Genomic DNA, 17,292 nt, shown 5'->3' on the forward strand with positions numbered 1-17,292 from the left:
CCTATTCCGCCTTTTCAATATCTTTTTTCATCTCGTCAACATTAAACTTAGCAAACAAGTATTGACGGTCTTGAACTGGGAAACGTTGGTCCAATTGGTCAACTGCTCCCACCTCGATAATACCTTCCTTGATGACAAAGTCCATGACATGTCCACCGAAAGTCAAATCATCTGAGATGAAGTGCAGATGGTAGCCTGCCACACTGACCCCATGGAAAATCTCTGGCGTCCAGAAACCAACGATGGTTCCCACCACATTGTCACGACTATATTCCGGTTGATGGGTTGCGACATCAGCAAACTTGGTATCTGGTGTCGACTTTGGAATCATGCGCACATGCATATGTGAAAATTCCCCCCGAATCTTGATAGAGCGGAAAAGATTTTCCCCATCATAATAAGACTCAATCCGCTCTTCCAATTCCTTGTCTGTCATCTCAAAGCGCTGGCGGAAAATGACCTCTGCCTGATGCGGTACCACTGCTGCATAAGGAATAAGGGCATCTGGCGACACTTCAACAATTTCTGGTTGCTCTCCTGATCCTTTGGCCTGATAAGCCTTGCCATCCAAGACAATCAATTCCCCGTCAATGGAATCCAAGGTTCCCAAACCAAGGTCACCATGCTCTAGCAATTCTCCCACTGTCATGGTACCACCATAAAGGCCAGCCATCAAGGCTCCAAGAGTATTGTATTGAAATAATTTCACTGGTTCCTGCACGTTCTTATCCATTCTCTTTCTTGACTGTTATACTCAATGAAAATCAAAAAGCAAACTAGGAAGCGAGCCACAGGTTGCTCAAAGCACTGCTTTGAGGTTGTAGATAAGACTGACGAAGTCAGTTACATATATCTACGGCAAGGCGAAGCTGACGTGGTTTGAAGAGATTTTCGAAGAGTATTATTCTATAAATGTTACTCCTAAGTATACCACATTTACCCCTAGATGTGAACGATAGAAACACTCTAGACATTGCCAAGAAGGAAAAAAAAAGGTACAATGTAACAAAATCAAGGGAGGTCTGGAATGAAGAAACAAAGCAAGTACCAAGAGGTTGTTTCCTATCTGAAAAACGGTATCGAGTCTGGACGTTTTCCAACGGGAAGTCGCCTGCCTTCTATCCGTCAACTGAGCCTTGACTTTCACTGTAGCAAGGATACCATTCAGAGAGCCCTTCTGGAATTACGGCACGAACAATACCTCTATGCCAAGCCCCAGAGTGGTTACTATGTCCTAGAACAAGGGCAACACCAGGATCTAGAAATCGAAGTCACTGACGAACATGCCAGTGCCTATGACGATTTCCGACTCTGTGTCAATGAAACCTTGATTGGCCGGGAAAACTACCTCTTCAACTACTATGACAACCAAGAAGGATTAGAAGACTTAAGACAATCCATTCACCAGCTCCTCTTTGACCAAGCTCTCTACTGTAAGGCTGATCAACTTGTACTGACTTCTGGAACCCAGCAAGCCTTGTTTATCCTTTCTCAAATATCCTTTCCTAGCCAAGCCAAGGAAATCTTGGTGGAACAGCCGACCTACCATCGGATGAATCGCCTCTTGATTGCTCAGGGCTTAGACTATCAAACGATTGAACGAGGCATTGATGGGATTGACTTGGAGGAACTGGAAGGTCACTTCAAAACAGGAAAAATTAAGTTTTTCTACACCATTCCTCGTTTTCACTATCCTCTGGGGCATTCCTATTCAGAACAGGACAAACGGGCTATTCTTGACTTAGCAGCTAAGTATGGTGTTTATATCGTCGAAGACGATTATCTGGGGGATTTGGACTCCAAGAAGGGCCAGACCTTCCACTATCTGGATACAGAGAAGCTCGTAATTTACATAAAGTCCTTCTCAACCAGCCTCTTTCCAGCCCTGCGGATTACGGCACTCATCCTTCCAAATGCTATCAAAGAAGCCTTTGTCGCCTACAAAAATATCCTAGACTACGACAGCAACCTTATCATGCAAAAGGCCTTATCACTCTATATTGACAGTCAATTATTTGACAAAAATCGGCTAGCTCGCTTATCCAATCAGGAAGCTTACCAAAAACAAATCGAGGAAAGACTAGCTAAAATACCTTGTCCCCTTCCTCACTTTCCGCTTCATGATGGTTTATTGCTAGACCTCAGACAGTATCCTAAAATTGCTAGTCTCAAACACAGCCAACTGGGCTTGGACTTCTTTGAAGAGGCTTACTTGGGTGCCTGTCCTTATCAATTTGCCAAGGTGTCCTTAGAAAATCTGGAAAAGGTTTTAAACTATTTAAAAGCAGAATTGGAATGACTTCCAACTCTGCTTTTTTCTTATTGTTCAACTTCTGTTAAGGTTGCCGCTTTTTCAAGATATTTTTTGTAGGTACCTTCATCCTTGAGTTTTTGGATGACCTTGTCCACCACTTCTTTCAAATCAGCACTATTTTTTCTAAGGGCAACTGCATTGGCTTCGCCATCCTTCATCTTCAAGCTGACAGTTGCGACAGCTAGGTCGGCATTTTTAGCAGCATAGCTAAGAGCAACAGGCTCATCCATGTGAACAGCATCTACTTTTCCAGCCTGTAATTCATTAACAGCTTCACCCATATTGGTTAGGGAAGTCAACTGAGCTTTTGGCAATTGTTCCTTGACCATAGCTTCTGGAACAGTCCCTTTTTGGGCTGCAATATTAGCACTTTCAAGGCTAGTTAAATCCTTGTATTTTTCTACATCAGACTTACGAACCAAGAAACTAATCTTGTTTTCATAGTAAGGGATTGAAAAATCAAAGACCTCTTTTCTCTCGTCAGTAGCGCTAATTCCCGCAACTGCTAGGTCAGCCTTACCAGTTTGAAGACTGGTCAAGACATTGTCAAAACTCATGCTTGAAATTTCCAACTTCACCCCAAGTTCATCAGCGATAGCTTGGGCCATATCAATATCCGCACCGACTACCTGATTTTTCCCGTCAACTAAAGACTGAAATTCAAAAGGTGCATAGTCAGGACTGGTCGCCACAACTAATTTCCCCTTTTGCTTAATGGCCTCAACAGCTGACTGAGAACCATTAGAACCCGACTGGCAAGCTACTAAGAAGAAACTTGCAAGAAAACTACATAAAACAAATATCCATTTTTTTGATTTCATAAATAAACAACCTCTCTGTTAATTTTGTATAATTATAACGCTATCCAAGATACTTGTCAAGTGTTTTTTGAATTTTTATCTTAAAAATATTTTTTTCATTCAATAAAAGGAGCTATTAATTGATTTCAAGCTCCTTTTTATACAGAATGACTCTATTTTATAGTTCGACAATCTTACCTGTTTCAAAGTAAACAACCCATTCACAGATATTCTTGGCATAGTCTCCAATACGTTCCAAGAAGGCAATCACTTGGAAATAATCACGACCTGTAACAATGGCATCAGGATTTTTCTTGATTTCTTCTGTAGCCAAGTCACGAATGCTATCAAAGTAATGGTTGATTTTTTCATCCATTGCTGCTACTTCATAGGCCTGATCTACTGAACCATTGAGATAGAGTTCAAGGGCTGCTTCGACGAAGTTCTTGACATCGCGACCCATTCTCTTTATTTCTTCTTCAACAGCTGGGATGCGTTGCTCCCCCTTCATACGAATTGCCGCCTTGGCAATGGAAACGGCATGGTCACCCATACGTTCCAAGTCAGATACAGCCTTCAAGACTGTCAAAACAGTACGCAAGTCCTGAGAAACGGGTTGTTGAAGGGCAATCATTTCAAATGATTTCTTTTCCAATTTCACTTCGTATTCGTTCACTTCTGCATCGTCTTCGATGACTTCCTTGGCCAAATCACGGTCATGCGTAACAAAGGCACGCACTGTCCGATTGATTTGGGATAGCACTTCTTGTCCCATTGCATAGAACTGGTTGTGCAATTTCTCCAAATCTTCTTCAAATTGAGAACGTAACATCATTTATCTCCTTATCCAAATTTTCCTGAAATATAATCTTCTGTTTCCTTGTGTTGTGGGTTGAGGAACATCTTCTTGGTATCGTTAAACTCGATCAGATCTCCATCTAGGAAAAATCCTGTCTTGTCAGAAATACGAGAGGCTTGTTGCATGGAACGCGTAACCAAGAGCATGGTGTATTTATCTTTTAAACCATACAAGGTTTCCTCAATCTTACCAGCCGAGATAGGGTCCAGAGCTGAAGTCGGTTCATCCAAGAGAATGATTTTAGGACTGGTTGCCAAGACACGAGCAACACAGACACGTTGTTGTTGTCCACCTGAAAGCCCGATAGCTGAATCATGCAGGCGATCCTTGACCTCATCCCAGATAGAAGCTCGTTGCAAGGCTTTTTCTACTGCTTCATCCAGAACCTGCTTATCCTTAACTCCATTGATACGAAGCCCGTAAACAACATTTTCGTAGATAGACATAGGGAAAGGGTTCGGTTGTTGAAAGACCATACCGATTTCCTTCCGCAATTCAACTGTATCTGTACGTGGGCTGTAGATGTTGTGACCATTATAAACTACTGAACCAGTTGTGGTTACCTCTGGATTGAGATCACCCATGCGGTTGATAGCCTTTAGGAGGGTTGATTTCCCTGATCCAGATGGACCGATCAAGGCTGTAATTTCCTTAGGTTGGAAAGATAGGGAAACACTATTCAAGGCCTTCTTTTGATTGTAGTAAACGGACAGGTCTGACACCTGTAAAATCGCTTCTTTCATACTGTTTCCTTTCTATCCAAAGTGTCCTGTTACGTAGTCATTGGTTGACTGTAGTTTGGCATTTTGGAAAATATTAGAGGTCTTATCATACTCTATCAAGTCACCCAAGTAGAAAAATCCTGTGTAGTCACTAGCACGCGCAGCCTGCTGCATACTGTGGGTCACGATGATGATGGTAAAGTCCTTCTTTAATTCCAGCATAGTTTCTTCCAGCTGGGCTGTCGCAATCGGATCCAAAGCTGACGCCGGCTCATCCATCAAGAGAATATCTGGTTTAACCGAGATAGCACGAGCGATACAGAGACGTTGCTGCTGACCACCTGATAGGGTCAAGGCTGACTTGTGCAAATCGTCTTTGACCTGGTCCCAAAGGGCAGCCTGACGAAGAGAAGTTTCCACAATTTCATCCAAAACTTGCTTGTCCTTAACTCCTGCACGTTCATGGGCAAAAGTGATATTGCGGTAGATAGACTTGGCAAAGGGATTTGGGCGTTGGAAGACCATTCCAATGTGCTTACGCATCTCATAGACATTGATTTCTGGACGGTTGACGTCAATCCCTTGGTAGAGAATTTGACCTGTGACCTTGGCAATATCAATGGTATCATTCATCCGATTGAGACTGCGGAGGTAGGTTGATTTTCCTGATCCAGAAGGGCCAATTAAGGCAGTAATTTTATTTTTTTCAAATTGCATATCGATGCCCTTGATAGATTCATTTTTACCGTAGTAAACATGTAAATCCTTAGTAGAGAGGGCCACTTTCTCTTCAGGAAAGGTGATGATATGCTTTTCATCCCAATTATATTTTGACATGGCTTCTCCTTTAGGCAGCGGTTAATTTCTTATGTAGGTAGCTTCCGAGTTTGCGGGCTCCAAAGTTAAAAATGAGGATAAAGATGAGGAGCACAGCTGCAGAACCTGCTGATACGATTGTGCCATCAGGAATGGTTCCTTCACTATTGACTTTCCAGATGTGGACAGCCAAGGTTTCTGCTTGACGGAAGATAGAGATTGGGCTAGTTACACTGAGAATATTCCAGTTAGACCAGTCAAGAGCTGGAGCGGATTGTCCTGCAGTATAGATCAAAGCAGCCGCCTCACCAAAAATACGACCAGAAGCTAAGACGACCCCAGTCACAATACCTGGAAGAGCTTCTGGAATGACCACATGGACCACTGTCTCCCAACGAGAAATCCCAAGGGCCAAACCAGCCTCACGTTGCGTATGGTGAACGTGTTTCAAGCTGTCCTCAACATTTCGAGTCATCTGAGGCAAGTTAAAGACTGTCAAGGCCAAGGCACCTGAAATAATTGAAAATCCATACTCAAACTGAACTACAAAGATCAAGTAACCAAAGAGACCCACAACCACTGATGGCAGTGAAGACAAGATTTCAATACAGGTTCTGACAAAATTGGTCACAGGACCTTTTTTAGCATATTCAGCTAGGAAAATCCCAGCCCCCATAGACAAGGGAACAGAGATAATCAAGGTAATAACCAAAAGGAAGAAGGAATTATAGAGCTGAATTCCAATCCCTCCGCCTGCTTGGTAAGAAGATGATTTGCCAGTCAAGAAAGACCAAGAGATGTGGGGCAAACCACGAACCAAGATATAAAGAATCAAGGATGCCAAGATGGCAACGATAATTCCTGCAATTGAGTAGAGGACAGCTGTTGCAATTTTATCTAATTTCTTAGCGTGCATAGTTTTTCTTTCCTCTTTCTTTCGTAATCAATTTAATCACACTGTTGAAGGCCAAACTCATCAAAAGCAAGACTAAGGCCAGTGACCAGAGAACGTTATTGTCAACGGTTCCCATAACAGTATTTCCGATACCCATGGTCAAAACAGAGGTCAAGGTCGCAGCAGGTGTTGTTAGTGAAGTTGGGACTACGGCTGAGTTTCCGACCACCATCTGAATGGCTAGAGCTTCACCAAAGGCACGCGCCATCCCAAAGACCACTGCTGTAAAAATCCCTGAACGCGCTGCCTTCAAGGTCACGCGCCAGATGGTTTGCCAGCGAGTGGCCCCCATAGCCAAACTAGCTTCACGATAATGACGAGGCACCGCACGCAAGCTATCGGTTGTCATAAAGGTTACCGTCGGTAAAATCATGACAAAGAGAACAAAAATCCCTGACAGAATCCCAAAACCAGTTCCACCAAAGACACTACGTACAAAGGGAACTACGACCTGCAAACCGATAAATCCATACACAACGGAAGGAATCCCGACCAGCAATTCAATGGCTGGTTGCAAGATTCTAGCACCTTTTGGTGAGACTTCAGTCATAAAGACTGCCGCACCGATGGCAAAAGGAGTTGCGATAAGAGCTGATAGGATTGTGACAATGAAGGAACCCAAAATCATGGGAAGGGCACCAAATTGTTTACCTGAAGGATTCCAAGTTTGTCCAAAGAGAAAATCAAAGATGTTGACCCCATTGACAAAGAAGGTCGACAAGCCTTTTTGGGCTACGAAAATCAAAATCATGGCCACAATGATGACAATCAAAGACAGGCAGGCAAAGGTCAAGCCTTTTCCTAATTTCTCTAGACGAGAGTTCTTTGAGGGAGAAAGTAATTTTTTAGCTAATTCTTCTTGATTCATTATTGACTCCCTTCTAGTGCTGTCACCGTTCCTACAGCATCTTTTTCAACCTTCATTTCCTTGACAGAAATATAGCCCATTCCCTTAACGATTCCGCTTTGCGCTTCATCTGAGAGGACAAAGTTGAGAAACTCTGCCACCAATTCATTAGGCTGACCTAGGGTGTACATGTGTTCATAAGACCACAAAGGCCAGTTATTGGTTGTAACATTTTCAGCAATCGGCTCATAGCCATTCAACTTCATGCGTTTAACCGAGTCATCCACATAGGCAAAGGCTAGGTAAGAAATAGCTCCTGGTGTCTGGGAAACAATGTTTTTGACCATCCCATTTGAATCCTGTTCTTGACTCTGCACTGCAGATTGACCATCCATGACAACACTATCAAAGGTTGCACGCGAACCAGAACTTGCCGCGCGGTTGATAATGGAAATGGCTAGGTCTTTACCACCGACTTCTTTCCAGTTGGTCACTTGACCTGTGAAGATGCTACGGAGTTGTTCAGTTGTTAGATTTTCAACGTCAACTTCCTTATTTACAATCACTGCCAAGCCTGCTACAGCAACCTTATGGTCCACTAGAGCGGATGCGTTGATACCGTCTTTTTCCTCGGCAAATACGTCTGAATTTCCTACATCAACGGCTCCAGACTGAACCTGAGACAAACCTGTACCAGATCCTCCACCTTGGACGTTGACTGTTTTTCCAACGTGCATAGAGCCAAATTCATCTGCTGCTGCTTCGACCAAGGGCTGAAGAGCCGTTGAGCCAACAGCTGTCATGGATTCTCCACGATCAATCCAGCTAGCACATCCCGCCAAAGAACCTGCTAGCAAGAGAGCCGCAAGGGATAGAGCGAGTTTTTTCCTTTTTTTCACTGTTTTTCTCCTTGAAAATAATGGTGAATGCTGTGAATTTTTTCAACTATTTATTTATGTTTTTCTTTTGAAAATTGGGAGCCAACTGAAGTTCTTTGCTTAGTTTTACTAGTCATTTGCTCAGTTACCTTGCCCACCAATTTTGACTTAAAATGAAAGACAATTTGAAAAAAATCCATACTTCCACTATAACATAGACAAGCTACTTTGACTAGCATTTTCACTTGAATCTGAGGCCTTTAGGAAAATAATTTTTCAAAACATTTCCAGTCACCTTAGCAAAGCCCAAACCATTTCCTTGAACCAAAACTTGGTACCAACCATTTGGCAGACTTTCCGCCAGCTGAACGGTTTCTCCAGCCACATACTTTACAAACGCCTCTTGGTCAATTTCAACCGACTGCTTGACCTGACTCGGTTTCAAGGCTAGACCAAGAGCAAAACTAGGCTCAAAGCGTTTCTTCTTAAAAGTGCCTAGATGCAGGCCATTCCGAGCAATCTTGAGTTTCCCTAAATCTGGCAAAAGTTCTGGCAGGAGATAGAGTTGGTCACCAAAAGTCTGCAAGATACCCGGTAGATTAACTATCAAGTGGTTTTGGGCAAATTCCTGCCACAAGACAACTTGTTCTCGGCTGAGATTGCTCTTACTTGCCTTAAATTTAGGAGCTGGATTGTCACCCTTAAACTGTAGATGAGCTACAAACTGCCCCTCTCCCTTAAAATGATGTGGGTACATACGAGCCGTTTCTGGCAGGTCAATTCCAGCTACCATTCCATTGATATGCTCTACTGGCAACAAATCAAAATCATACTCCTCCAGCAACCAATTGACAATCTCTTCGTTTTCCTCGGGGGCCCAGGTACAGGTTGAATAAACCAAGCGACCACCTTCTGCTAGCATGGTTACTGCATCTTCCAGAATTTCTCTTTGCAAGCTAGCACATTGAATCGGATAATCTAAGCTCCAATAGTCCATAGCATCTGGTTGCTTACGAAACATCCCTTCCCCAGAGCAAGGAGCATCAAGGACAATAAGGTCAAAATAGCCTTTAAAGACCTTGGCCAAGCTGTCGGCAGATTCATTAGTCACTACGACATTTGTCGCTCCAAAGCGCTCCATATTTTCTACTAAAATCTTAGCCCGTTTGCTTGAAATTTCATTGGAAACAAGTAGCCCCTCCCCTGCTAGATAGGCTGCCAGTTGAGTTGATTTGCCACCCGGTGCAGCTGCCAAGTCCAAGACCTTCATCCCAGGACTGGGCTTGGCTACCTGAGCAACCATCTGGGCAGCAGGTTCTTGCGAATAAACCAACCCTGTAGCATGCTCAGGCGATTTCCCTGAAACCTTCCCATAGTGGCCCCAAGGAGTTTGAGGAATGGCATCAGGAAAGGAAACTGTCGCTTCTTTTAAAGGATTGATCCGAAAAGCCGAAACCGCTTCCTCCTCAAAAGAGGCAAGAAAATCTCTTGCCTCATCTCCTAATATCTCTTCATATTTTTCAACAAATCCTTCTGGAAATTGCATCTAAGTTCTTTTCCTTTCGTAAATATAGGACTGAATTTCCTCCTGCATCTCAAGAGGTAACATCATGACCGGTTGTCTGGTTTGAAAATCAAGCGGTTGACCAGATAGGGTCACAACCCGATAGCCCAGACTTTCCCCTAAAATACTTGCAGCGGCATAATCCCATGGTTGCAGATAGGTGACATAGGTCAACAAACGCCCTGACAAAATCTTGGCAAAACTAATGGCCGCACTCCCATAGACACGTACACCGAGGACCGCTCGACCCAAATCAGCCAGACCCCATTCATTGGTTTCCAGCATACCACTATTCCCTGCAATAAGGAAATCTCCAAGTGGTTTTGCTTTAAAGGGAGCTAGGGGCCTATCATTTAGACAAACTGGAAATTCCCCACCACCGTGGTAACAATCCCCTTTGACCACATCATAAATCAGACCAAACTGTCCCTGACCATTTTCAAAATAAGCCATCATGACAGCAAAATCTTCCTGCTGGGCCACAAAATTATTGGTCCCATCGATGGGATCAATGACCCAAACCTTACCCTCTTTAACCGAGGCTCGCAGACACCCTTCTTCAGCACAAATCTTATCCTCAGGATAACGAGACAAAATCTCACTAACCAAGAGTTCCTGAACTTCCTTGTCCAGTCTGGTCACCAAATCTGTTGGAGAGGACTTGGTTTCAACACACAAGTCTTCCTGCATATGGTCAAGAATGTACTGACCCGCCTTATTGACAAGCTCTTTAGCAAATTCAAATTTACTTTCCAAGAGAAATCTTCCCTTCCCCTTTTTCCTTGGCAGTCTGAACTGCTCGATAAAGCGAATAGCCACTAACTGTTTCAAATTCTCGTCCCAAACGTTTCTCTTCACTCTTGCTTGGCACAACCGCCTTGAATCCCTTATAGGAGTCCAGTAACTTTTTAGCCTCTACCTTGCTTTCATAGGCAGCTTCAACATCATTAAAAAAAGAAAGCACTGAAGCAAGTTCTTCAGTGCTCCACGACAAATCTAGTGGGTAACTATACTGTTTGTTCATTAACTAATACCAGCTCTCATTCTTGCTTCTTTTAGTTCTTGCTTACGGTAACTACGAGGGAGAAAAGCACGAATCTCATCTTCATTAAAACCGATCTGCATACGTTTGTCATCGATAATAATTGGACGACGCAAAAGACTTGGATACTGCTCAATCAAATGAAGCAATTCTGATACCGAAATACTTTCTACATCAATATCTAATTTTTGAAAAATTTTTGAACGAGTTGAAATGATGTCATCAGTACCATTTTCGGTCAAGGAAAGGATGTGTTGCAATTCTTTTCTTGTTAAAGGACTGGTCATAATATTGTGTTCCTCAAAGGGAACCTTATGTTTTTCTAACCAGGCCTTTGCCTTACGACATGAAGTACAGCTCGGTGATAGAAATAGTGTAATCATGCTTTTCTCTTCTTATCTATACTTTGCTACTTCTATTATACAAAAAAATAAAGCGCTTGACTAGAGATTTTTAGAAAAAAAGCCTATTTTTTCAAGAAAAATAGACTGTTTGCGAACGATTAACTCTTTTTAGATTTGATTAATTCATTCTTGACAATAGTTTCGAATCACATACCTAATTGATTTATGCAAAATAAGAATATCTTTCGTTTCACTTCCTACGACTTTTCAGGTATAGAAAACCAAAGAAGCTTTCATAAAGGGCGAAAAAGAGAAGGAAGGCATAAAGGAAGAAGGTCTCTGGTAAAATTAAAATAACTGGATCCTTGGCTGGGTCAAAAAGCCAAGTATCATCTCCCACAAAGAGAATTTGATGGAAAAGGGTAAAGAATTGGTCGAAACCAATCAACACTCCCCCAAGCCCAATCAGTAAAGGCAAAACCACTAGAGCCAAAAGCCCTTTACTAAATAGAGACAAGAAGTCTTTTTTCACAATCCCTTTGACAAAGAAATAGAAACTTGGTAGTGTCACTAGAGCAACTAGCTGCACCAAGTGAAAGAGATTCTTCACCACCGCAAAGTGATGTAGCCCAGATGCTGACGAACGAAAATCAGGCATCTGCAAGTCCTGACTAAAAGGATTGGTCAGGTAATTCATCAAGATATGAAAGTTGTACTGAATAGTTTCTGGTTTTAAATAGACCCTATCCGTTAAGTTCAGCCACTGAATTTCCAGCGGATAAAAAATCCAAGCCAAATAAATGGTCAGAAGAATAGAAAGAGAGAAGAGAAAGAGCATAGAGCCCCAAAAGGTCAGTTTAGTTTTCATCAAAATTCCACTCCGCAAGGCTAGAAACCACATGAGTCGGGGCGATTGGCAGACCTGCTACTTCTTCTGCCTTGGTAAAACCTGTTGTCACCAAGAGCGTTGGAATACCATTGTCAATCCCAGCTCGGATATCAGTTAGGTAGTTGTCTCCGACCATGATTAACTCTTCACGTTCCAAACCTAAGTGCTCAACCGCCTTGTCCATAATGATGGCATTTGGTTTCCCAATATAAACAGGCTTCACACGTGTTGCTACTTCAAGCAGCGTAATCAGTGAACCAGCACCTGGCAAAAGACCGCGTTCTGTCGGGATGTTTAGGTCAGGATTGGTTCCGATAAAGTGGGCACCTTTTTGAATAGCCAGAGTTGCTGTCGCAAATTTTTCATAGTTGACTTGCCAGTCTAGACCTACTACCACATAGGCAGGATTTTTCTTGTCTTCGACATAACCAGCTGCCTTGATGGCTTCCTTGAGCCCTGCTTCTCCGATGACATAGACGGTCTTTTCAAGCCCCAAGTCGTTCATATAGTCGATCGTTGCCAAAGTCGCTGTGTAGACAGTCGATCGGGGCGTATCGATATTAAAATTCTGAGCCAACATCTCCTGAACACTCTCTGGAGTGCGGGTTGTATTGTTTGTTACAAAAAGATAAGGGATATCCCGCTTTTGCAATTCGTGGACAAAAGCCTCTCCTGCTGGAATTCGATCTTTCCCCTTATAAATGGTTCCGTCTAAATCAATTAAATAGCCTTTGTATTTCATACTTTCTCCCTAATCCTTTTTTATTTCTTGCCAAGTGATGATTGCTTGGGCATTGGTAGCCCCGTCGCTTGTAATCTCATGCTTGCTTTCCAGTCCAGTCCGTTCAACAGCCGATGTAATCACCCCACCTGGTCGAACTTCCTTGACATACTTGAGATTGATTTTCTTAGGAATATAGTGGGTCAAAAAATCCGCTCCCATAACCTCAAAAATCCAGTCCAGGTACTTACTGTTATTAACATGACCATTCATATCCAAGTCGTAAAAACGAACATGGTAATCCTTGCTGATTGGCTCTTCCAAGTACTCATACTTTGGTCCACGGATAAGCTTTTTATCAAAATCAGACTGATACGGAGCCACAATCTCAGGTTCGACAGCATGGACTTTTCGACTATCTCGATCCATGAGAACAAAGGTCGCCATCATGTGGATAAGATCCTGTCCTGCTTCATCATAAATGGTAAAGCGACGGTAGCAAAAGAGCCGATTGTAGCTCAAGGCTTCCGTTTCAATAGTAATTTCTTCCGCAAAACGAGGCAAACGAACCACCTCAATATCATAGTCTGTGATAATCCATACCAGATTATAGTCTTCCAAAATGGCCTTATCACTAACTCCCAGCTCAATCGACTGCATCCCTGAAACTTGTAGGGATAGTAAAATCACATCTGGGAGTTTGATATGACCGTTCATATCAGCCATATCAAAAGGAATTTTCATTTTCATTTGATAAGTTAAGCCCATCATTCTACTCCAAAATAAATCGTTCTGCTACGGTGTCTCCCAAAAAGAGACCTCTTTTTGTCATGCGCACGCGGTCACCCTCTATTTGCATGAGACCTTGTTGAACCAAGTCCTTGACAATTTCTCCATAAAGTCCATCAAAAGACCGTCCAAATTTTTCCTCAAATCGTACCCTGGAGACCCCTGATTTCTTGCGGAGCCCTAGGAACATTTCTTCTTCCATTTGCTCTTTTTGACTCAGGTGCTCTTCTGTGATACGCGCATTACCTTCCTCAACTGCACTGAGGTAATGACGAATGGGACCATGATTCTTATAGCGAATACCATTGACATAACCAGATGCACCAGCACCAATGCCATAGTACTCAGCATTGTCCCAGTACATGAGATTGTGACGACTTTCAAAACCGGGTTTGGAAAAATTGGAAATCTCATAATGCTCAAAACCAGCTCGCTCCAGCTCTGCAATGATGTACTCAAACATCTCAGCTTCCAGTTCCTCCTTAGGCAGAGGCAATTTTCCTCGTCGCATACGGTTCATAAAGACCGTATGATTTTCCAAAATCAAGCTATACAAACTCATATGGGGAATATCCAGTCCAATGGCCTTAGCCACATTTTCCTTTACTTGCTCCATAGTCTGGCCAGGTAGCGCATAAATCAAATCAATGGAGATGTTGTCAAAACCAGCCAGTTTCAGTCGGTCGATATTTTCATAAATATCCTTCTCCAAATGACTGCGCCCAATCTTTTTCAGCATCTTGTCGTCAAAGGTCTGCACACCTAGCGAAACACGATTGACAGCCGAGTTCTTCAAAACAGCTATCTTATTCGCATCCAAGTCGCCTGGATTGGCTTCAATGGTCAACTCTTCTAAGACAGACAAGTCCAAGTTTTTAGTCAAGCCCTTCAATAACACCTCCAGTTGAGAAGCTGACAAAGCTGTCGGTGTGCCACCACCGATATAGAGGGTTCTCAACTTTTGAATATCATAAGATTGAAACTCTTCTAACAGATGCTCCAAATAACTATCTACCGGCTGATTCTTGATAAAAACTTTTGAAAAGTCACAATAATAACAAATCTGGGTACAAAATGGGATGTGCACATAGGCTGACGTTGGTTTCTTCTGCATAGTACTTATTATACCACAAAGACAGGCTACGAGAAAAAAATCACCATCCCCAGATACATAGTCCGTCCAGAGATGGTGATGGTTTATTCTTCTGTTATGTCAATAACAATCTCTTCTGATTCATCAAGAGTTTCGGCCTTTTCTTGCCATTGCTCCTTGAGATTATTGAATTGATTTTTTGATGCTTCTGTCGCTTGACGAGCACATGATTTGGCTTGAGCAAGGACACTGTCCACAGTGATTTCACCTGACTCAACCTGTTCTTTGGTTTTCAGAACAAAATCTGTAGCCTGCTCCTTAACTTCTGTTAGTTTTTCACAGACCTGCTCCTTGGCATACTCCGGATCTTCTCTCAAATCATCTAGAAAATCTTGAGCCTGACTGCAAACTTGTTTGCCCTTGTCGCTTGTTAAAAACAAGGCAAGAGCTGCACCTGAAACGGTTCCTAAAAGGATTGAGGATAGTTTACCCATAAGAATTCTCCTTTTTTATTTTTTGAAAAATTTACTTGCAAGACGAAGAGCTGACAGACTTGCACCAGTCTTGAGTGTTTTTGATCCAGCTGATGAAGCTTTCTTGCTCAAGACACGCGCATGGTCATTGAGGTCGGAAACAGATAGAGATAAATCTGCAACAGCACTAAAGAGTGGATCAATCGTTGCTACCTTGACATTAATATCATCTGCCAAGACATTGACCTTAGCCAGCAATTCATTGGTATGATGCAAGGTCACATCCACATCTGAAGTCAAGGTTTTAATCGTCTTCTCTGTTTCATCGATAACACGTCCAAGCTTTTGTACAGTAATGATTAGATAGACTAAAAAGACAATCAAAGCAAGGGCTACAAGAATATATGCAACTTCTAACATTTAATTTTCCTCCTCTGTAATATAGTAAGGGGCCTTCTTTCGATTTTGATATAGAATGATAAAAATACCCAGTCCGATAAGAACAACTGAAAGCCATTGAGACACTCGAAGACCAAAGAACATGAGGCTATCTGTTCGCATGCCTTCAATAACCATACGACCGAAACCATACCAAATCAAATAGAAAGCAGTGATATGACCTCGTCTGAGACTCTTCCATTTTCGTCTAAAAATCAGAATCAAGGCAAATCCAAGTAGATTCCATAGAGACTCATAAAGGAAGGTCGGTTGACGGTAGCTCCCCTCAATATACATCTGGTCACGGATAAAGCCAGGTAGATAATCCAGATTATCCACTGCTGCACCATAAGCTTCTTGGTTAAAGAAATTGCCCCAGCGCCCCAGACTTTGGGCAATCATGACGCTGGGCGCCGCAATGTCTAGAAAATCCCAAGTATTGATGAGTTTGCGATCAGCAAAGATGTAGAGTACAAGAGCCCCAGTTATTAAACCACCATAGAAGGCCAAACCACCATTCCAAATGGCAAAAATTTCTCCCAAGTTCTGACTATAGTAATCAAAACGGAAAATAACATAGTAGAGACGAGCTCCTAAAATAGCCAGAGGAAAGGCTACTAAGATAAAATCTAAAATATCGTCTGGTATGATCTTCTTCCTAGGCGCTTCTTTCATGGTCAAATAAACCGCAAGAATCAAGCCTGTCACAATACACAAAGCATACCAACGAATGGCTATAGGGCCTAGATGAATAGCAATTGGATCAAACATTAGGCACCTCCTCGTTTTGAGCAATGAGATTGGTCAAGCGTTCTTCGAACAAACGCGTCGCATCAAAGCCCATTTCCTTAGCACGATAATTCATGGCAGCTGCCTCAATCACAACAGAGATATTACGACCTGTTTTCACTGGAATGCGGATACGAGGAATGGCTACGCCAGAAATTTCAAGTTCCTCTGCATTGTTTCCAAGACGATCAAAAGTTTTATGTGTATCGTAATTTTCCAAATAAACAGCCAGCTGGACTTGTGAAGAATCCTTGACGGCACTCGCACCGTAGAGGCTCATGACATCGATAATCCCAACCCCACGAATTTCAATCAGGTGTCTCAAGATTTCAGCCGGTTCACCCCAAAGAGTAATCTCATCCTTGGCAAAGATATCGACACGATCATCGGCTACCAAGCGGTGACCACGTTTGACAAGCTCCAGACCTGTCTCACTCTTACCGATGCCACTATCACCTTGAATCAAGACACCCATACCATAGATATCCATCAAGACACCGTGCACACTGGTCCGTTCTGCCAAACGAGAATCCAGATAACTAGATAACTCCCCAGATAAACGACTGGTTGCTGTACGACTAGTTAAGATGGCAATCTTACATTCTCTGGCTGCCTTTAACATTTCCTCCGGAACCACCAAACCACGGGCAACAATAACAGCCGGTGTCTCAGGTAGAAACATTTTTTTCAAGACTTGGTAACGGTTGTGAGAGGACATCGAAACGAGGTAGGACCACTCCTTCATTCCCAAGAGCTGGATTCGCTCAGGCGTATAATAGTCAAAATAGCCCGTCATTTCAAGACCAGGTCGCGTAATGTCCGCGGTATTGATTTCCTTTTCAAGTAATTCTGGTTCGCCATAGACAATGTCTAGTCTAAGCTTTTCAATCACTTCTTTTACTAAAACCGACATCATTTCCTCCTTCAATCGAGTTCTTTTTACTATTATATCAAATTGT

At 42.6% G+C, this 17,292-nt stretch carries 21 protein-coding genes; 1 reads left to right on the forward strand and 20 read right to left on the reverse strand.

What is annotated here, in order from left to right; translation table 11 throughout:
- Nucleotide 1: 1 nt before the first annotated feature.
- Entirely contained in the window at nt 2-733 is a 732-nt protein-coding gene (gene budA, locus QM408_RS06470) for an acetolactate decarboxylase (RefSeq protein ID WP_000360312.1), read from the reverse strand.
- 294 nt (nt 734-1,027) lie between these two features.
- On the opposite strand from budA, the gene QM408_RS06475 reads away from it, so the two are divergent.
- On the forward strand, nt 1,028-2,299 hold the full coding sequence (locus QM408_RS06475; RefSeq protein ID WP_414373991.1) for an aminotransferase-like domain-containing protein: 1,272 nt from the start codon (nt 1,028-1,030) through the stop codon (nt 2,297-2,299).
- Nucleotides 2,300-2,319: 20 nt separating this feature from the next.
- Here QM408_RS06475 and QM408_RS06480 read toward each other — a convergent pair whose 3' ends face one another.
- The 19 genes from QM408_RS06480 to hprK form a co-directional block, all read right to left on the reverse strand.
- Nucleotides 2,320-3,135, reverse strand: a complete 816-nt coding sequence (locus QM408_RS06480; protein ID WP_265475766.1) for an ABC transporter substrate-binding protein — start codon at nt 3,133-3,135, stop codon at nt 2,320-2,322.
- Nucleotides 3,136-3,292: 157 nt separating this feature from the next.
- Nucleotides 3,293-3,946, reverse strand: coding sequence for a phosphate signaling complex protein PhoU (gene phoU, locus QM408_RS06485; RefSeq protein ID WP_000946458.1), 654 nt, complete (start codon nt 3,944-3,946; stop codon nt 3,293-3,295).
- 11 nt (nt 3,947-3,957) lie between these two features.
- Nucleotides 3,958-4,716, reverse strand: coding sequence for a phosphate ABC transporter ATP-binding protein PstB (gene pstB, locus QM408_RS06490; RefSeq protein WP_060628585.1), 759 nt, complete (start codon nt 4,714-4,716; stop codon nt 3,958-3,960).
- A gap of 12 nt (nt 4,717-4,728) precedes the next feature.
- Complete coding sequence (gene pstB, locus QM408_RS06495) at nt 4,729-5,532, reverse strand: phosphate ABC transporter ATP-binding protein PstB (protein WP_000049848.1); 804 nt, start codon at nt 5,530-5,532, stop codon at nt 4,729-4,731.
- 10 nt (nt 5,533-5,542) lie between these two features.
- Nucleotides 5,543-6,427, reverse strand: a complete 885-nt coding sequence (gene pstA, locus QM408_RS06500) for a phosphate ABC transporter permease PstA (protein WP_000543046.1) — start codon at nt 6,425-6,427, stop codon at nt 5,543-5,545.
- Entirely contained in the window at nt 6,417-7,334 is a 918-nt protein-coding gene (gene pstC / locus QM408_RS06505; RefSeq protein ID WP_001070903.1) for a phosphate ABC transporter permease subunit PstC, read from the reverse strand. The genes pstA and pstC overlap by 11 nt, the downstream gene beginning before the upstream one ends.
- On the reverse strand, nt 7,334-8,212 hold the full coding sequence (locus QM408_RS06510; protein ID WP_414301621.1) for a phosphate ABC transporter substrate-binding protein PstS family protein: 879 nt from the start codon (nt 8,210-8,212) through the stop codon (nt 7,334-7,336). The genes pstC and QM408_RS06510 overlap by 1 nt, the downstream gene beginning before the upstream one ends.
- Before the next feature lie 220 nt (nt 8,213-8,432).
- Entirely contained in the window at nt 8,433-9,737 is a 1,305-nt protein-coding gene (locus QM408_RS06515; RefSeq protein WP_414373994.1) for an RsmF rRNA methyltransferase first C-terminal domain-containing protein, read from the reverse strand.
- A complete protein-coding gene (locus tag QM408_RS06520; RefSeq protein WP_000444054.1) occupies nt 9,738-10,511 on the reverse strand; it encodes an inositol monophosphatase family protein in 774 nt (257 codons plus the stop codon).
- Nucleotides 10,501-10,779 carry a UPF0223 family protein gene (locus QM408_RS06525; protein WP_020901523.1) on the reverse strand — a complete coding sequence of 93 codons (279 nt, stop codon included), beginning with the start codon at nt 10,777-10,779 and terminating at the stop codon, nt 10,501-10,503. Before QM408_RS06525 ends, QM408_RS06520 begins: the two co-directional genes overlap by 11 nt.
- Nucleotides 10,779-11,180, reverse strand: coding sequence for a transcriptional regulator Spx (gene spx, locus QM408_RS06530; protein ID WP_414373996.1), 402 nt, complete (start codon nt 11,178-11,180; stop codon nt 10,779-10,781). The genes QM408_RS06525 and spx overlap by 1 nt, the downstream gene beginning before the upstream one ends.
- A 211-nt stretch (nt 11,181-11,391) precedes the next feature.
- A complete protein-coding gene (locus QM408_RS06535) occupies nt 11,392-12,009 on the reverse strand; it encodes a TIGR01906 family membrane protein (RefSeq protein WP_049499049.1) in 618 nt (205 codons plus the stop codon).
- The gene (locus tag QM408_RS06540; protein ID WP_049499051.1) at nt 11,999-12,772 is read right to left on the reverse strand and encodes a TIGR01457 family HAD-type hydrolase; all 774 of its coding nucleotides are present in this window, start codon (nt 12,770-12,772) and stop codon (nt 11,999-12,001) included. Before QM408_RS06540 ends, QM408_RS06535 begins: the two co-directional genes overlap by 11 nt.
- A 9-nt stretch (nt 12,773-12,781) precedes the next feature.
- A complete protein-coding gene (locus QM408_RS06545; RefSeq protein WP_247939401.1) occupies nt 12,782-13,519 on the reverse strand; it encodes an acyl-[acyl-carrier-protein] thioesterase in 738 nt (245 codons plus the stop codon).
- A 4-nt stretch (nt 13,520-13,523) separates the two neighbouring features.
- Entirely contained in the window at nt 13,524-14,654 is a 1,131-nt protein-coding gene (gene hemW, locus QM408_RS06550; protein ID WP_410011537.1) for a radical SAM family heme chaperone HemW, read from the reverse strand.
- Nucleotides 14,655-14,737: 83 nt separating this feature from the next.
- Nucleotides 14,738-15,127 (reverse strand): YtxH domain-containing protein, encoded by a 390-nt coding sequence (locus QM408_RS06555; protein WP_004258510.1) that lies wholly within the window; start codon nt 15,125-15,127, stop codon nt 14,738-14,740.
- Between the two features lie 15 nt (nt 15,128-15,142).
- The gene (locus tag QM408_RS06560) at nt 15,143-15,526 is read right to left on the reverse strand and encodes a DUF948 domain-containing protein (RefSeq protein WP_000895040.1); all 384 of its coding nucleotides are present in this window, start codon (nt 15,524-15,526) and stop codon (nt 15,143-15,145) included.
- Nucleotides 15,527-16,315 carry a prolipoprotein diacylglyceryl transferase gene (gene lgt, locus QM408_RS06565; RefSeq protein WP_414374000.1) on the reverse strand — a complete coding sequence of 263 codons (789 nt, stop codon included), beginning with the start codon at nt 16,313-16,315 and terminating at the stop codon, nt 15,527-15,529.
- Entirely contained in the window at nt 16,308-17,246 is a 939-nt protein-coding gene (hprK, locus tag QM408_RS06570) for an HPr(Ser) kinase/phosphatase (RefSeq protein ID WP_414374037.1), read from the reverse strand. The genes lgt and hprK overlap by 8 nt, the downstream gene beginning before the upstream one ends.
- Nucleotides 17,247-17,292 lie beyond the last annotated feature (46 nt).

It is taken from the genome of Streptococcus mitis (genome assembly GCF_047464965.1).
In the GTDB taxonomy this organism is placed as follows: Bacteria; Bacillota; Bacilli; order Lactobacillales; family Streptococcaceae; genus Streptococcus; species Streptococcus mitis_DU.

What these genes read in the sequence shown, in the direction of transcription:
- QM408_RS06555 (WP_004258510.1), bottom strand. Translation starts at nt 15,127, where the DNA reads ATGGGTAAACTATCCTCAATCCTTTTAGGAACCGTTTCAGGTGCAGCT.
- pstB (WP_060628585.1), bottom strand. Translation starts at nt 4,716, where the DNA reads ATGAAAGAAGCGATTTTACAGGTGTCAGACCTGTCCGTTTACTACAAT.
- hprK (WP_414374037.1), bottom strand. Translation starts at nt 17,246, where the DNA reads ATGTCGGTTTTAGTAAAAGAAGTGATTGAAAAGCTTAGACTAGACATT.
- phoU (WP_000946458.1), bottom strand. Translation starts at nt 3,946, where the DNA reads ATGTTACGTTCTCAATTTGAAGAAGATTTGGAGAAATTGCACAACCAG.
- QM408_RS06535 (WP_049499049.1), bottom strand. Translation starts at nt 12,009, where the DNA reads ATGAAAACTAAACTGACCTTTTGGGGCTCTATGCTCTTTCTCTTCTCT.
- QM408_RS06545 (WP_247939401.1), bottom strand. Translation starts at nt 13,519, where the DNA reads ATGGGCTTAACTTATCAAATGAAAATGAAAATTCCTTTTGATATGGCT.
- hemW (WP_410011537.1), bottom strand. Translation starts at nt 14,654, where the DNA reads ATGCAGAAGAAACCAACGTCAGCCTATGTGCACATCCCATTTTGTACC.
- QM408_RS06515 (WP_414373994.1), bottom strand. Translation starts at nt 9,737, where the DNA reads ATGCAATTTCCAGAAGGATTTGTTGAAAAATATGAAGAGATATTAGGA.
- pstC (WP_001070903.1), bottom strand. Translation starts at nt 7,334, where the DNA reads ATGAATCAAGAAGAATTAGCTAAAAAATTACTTTCTCCCTCAAAGAAC.
- QM408_RS06525 (WP_020901523.1), bottom strand. Translation starts at nt 10,779, where the DNA reads ATGAACAAACAGTATAGTTACCCACTAGATTTGTCGTGGAGCACTGAA.
- QM408_RS06540 (WP_049499051.1), bottom strand. Translation starts at nt 12,772, where the DNA reads ATGAAATACAAAGGCTATTTAATTGATTTAGACGGAACCATTTATAAG.
- pstA (WP_000543046.1), bottom strand. Translation starts at nt 6,427, where the DNA reads ATGCACGCTAAGAAATTAGATAAAATTGCAACAGCTGTCCTCTACTCA.
- lgt (WP_414374000.1), bottom strand. Translation starts at nt 16,315, where the DNA reads ATGTTTGATCCAATTGCTATTCATCTAGGCCCTATAGCCATTCGTTGG.
- QM408_RS06480 (WP_265475766.1), bottom strand. Translation starts at nt 3,135, where the DNA reads ATGAAATCAAAAAAATGGATATTTGTTTTATGTAGTTTTCTTGCAAGT.
- QM408_RS06560 (WP_000895040.1), bottom strand. Translation starts at nt 15,526, where the DNA reads ATGTTAGAAGTTGCATATATTCTTGTAGCCCTTGCTTTGATTGTCTTT.
- pstB (WP_000049848.1), bottom strand. Translation starts at nt 5,532, where the DNA reads ATGTCAAAATATAATTGGGATGAAAAGCATATCATCACCTTTCCTGAA.
- QM408_RS06475 (WP_414373991.1), top strand. Translation starts at nt 1,028, where the DNA reads ATGAAGAAACAAAGCAAGTACCAAGAGGTTGTTTCCTATCTGAAAAAC.
- budA (WP_000360312.1), bottom strand. Translation starts at nt 733, where the DNA reads ATGGATAAGAACGTGCAGGAACCAGTGAAATTATTTCAATACAATACT.
- spx (WP_414373996.1), bottom strand. Translation starts at nt 11,180, where the DNA reads ATGATTACACTATTTCTATCACCGAGCTGTACTTCATGTCGTAAGGCA.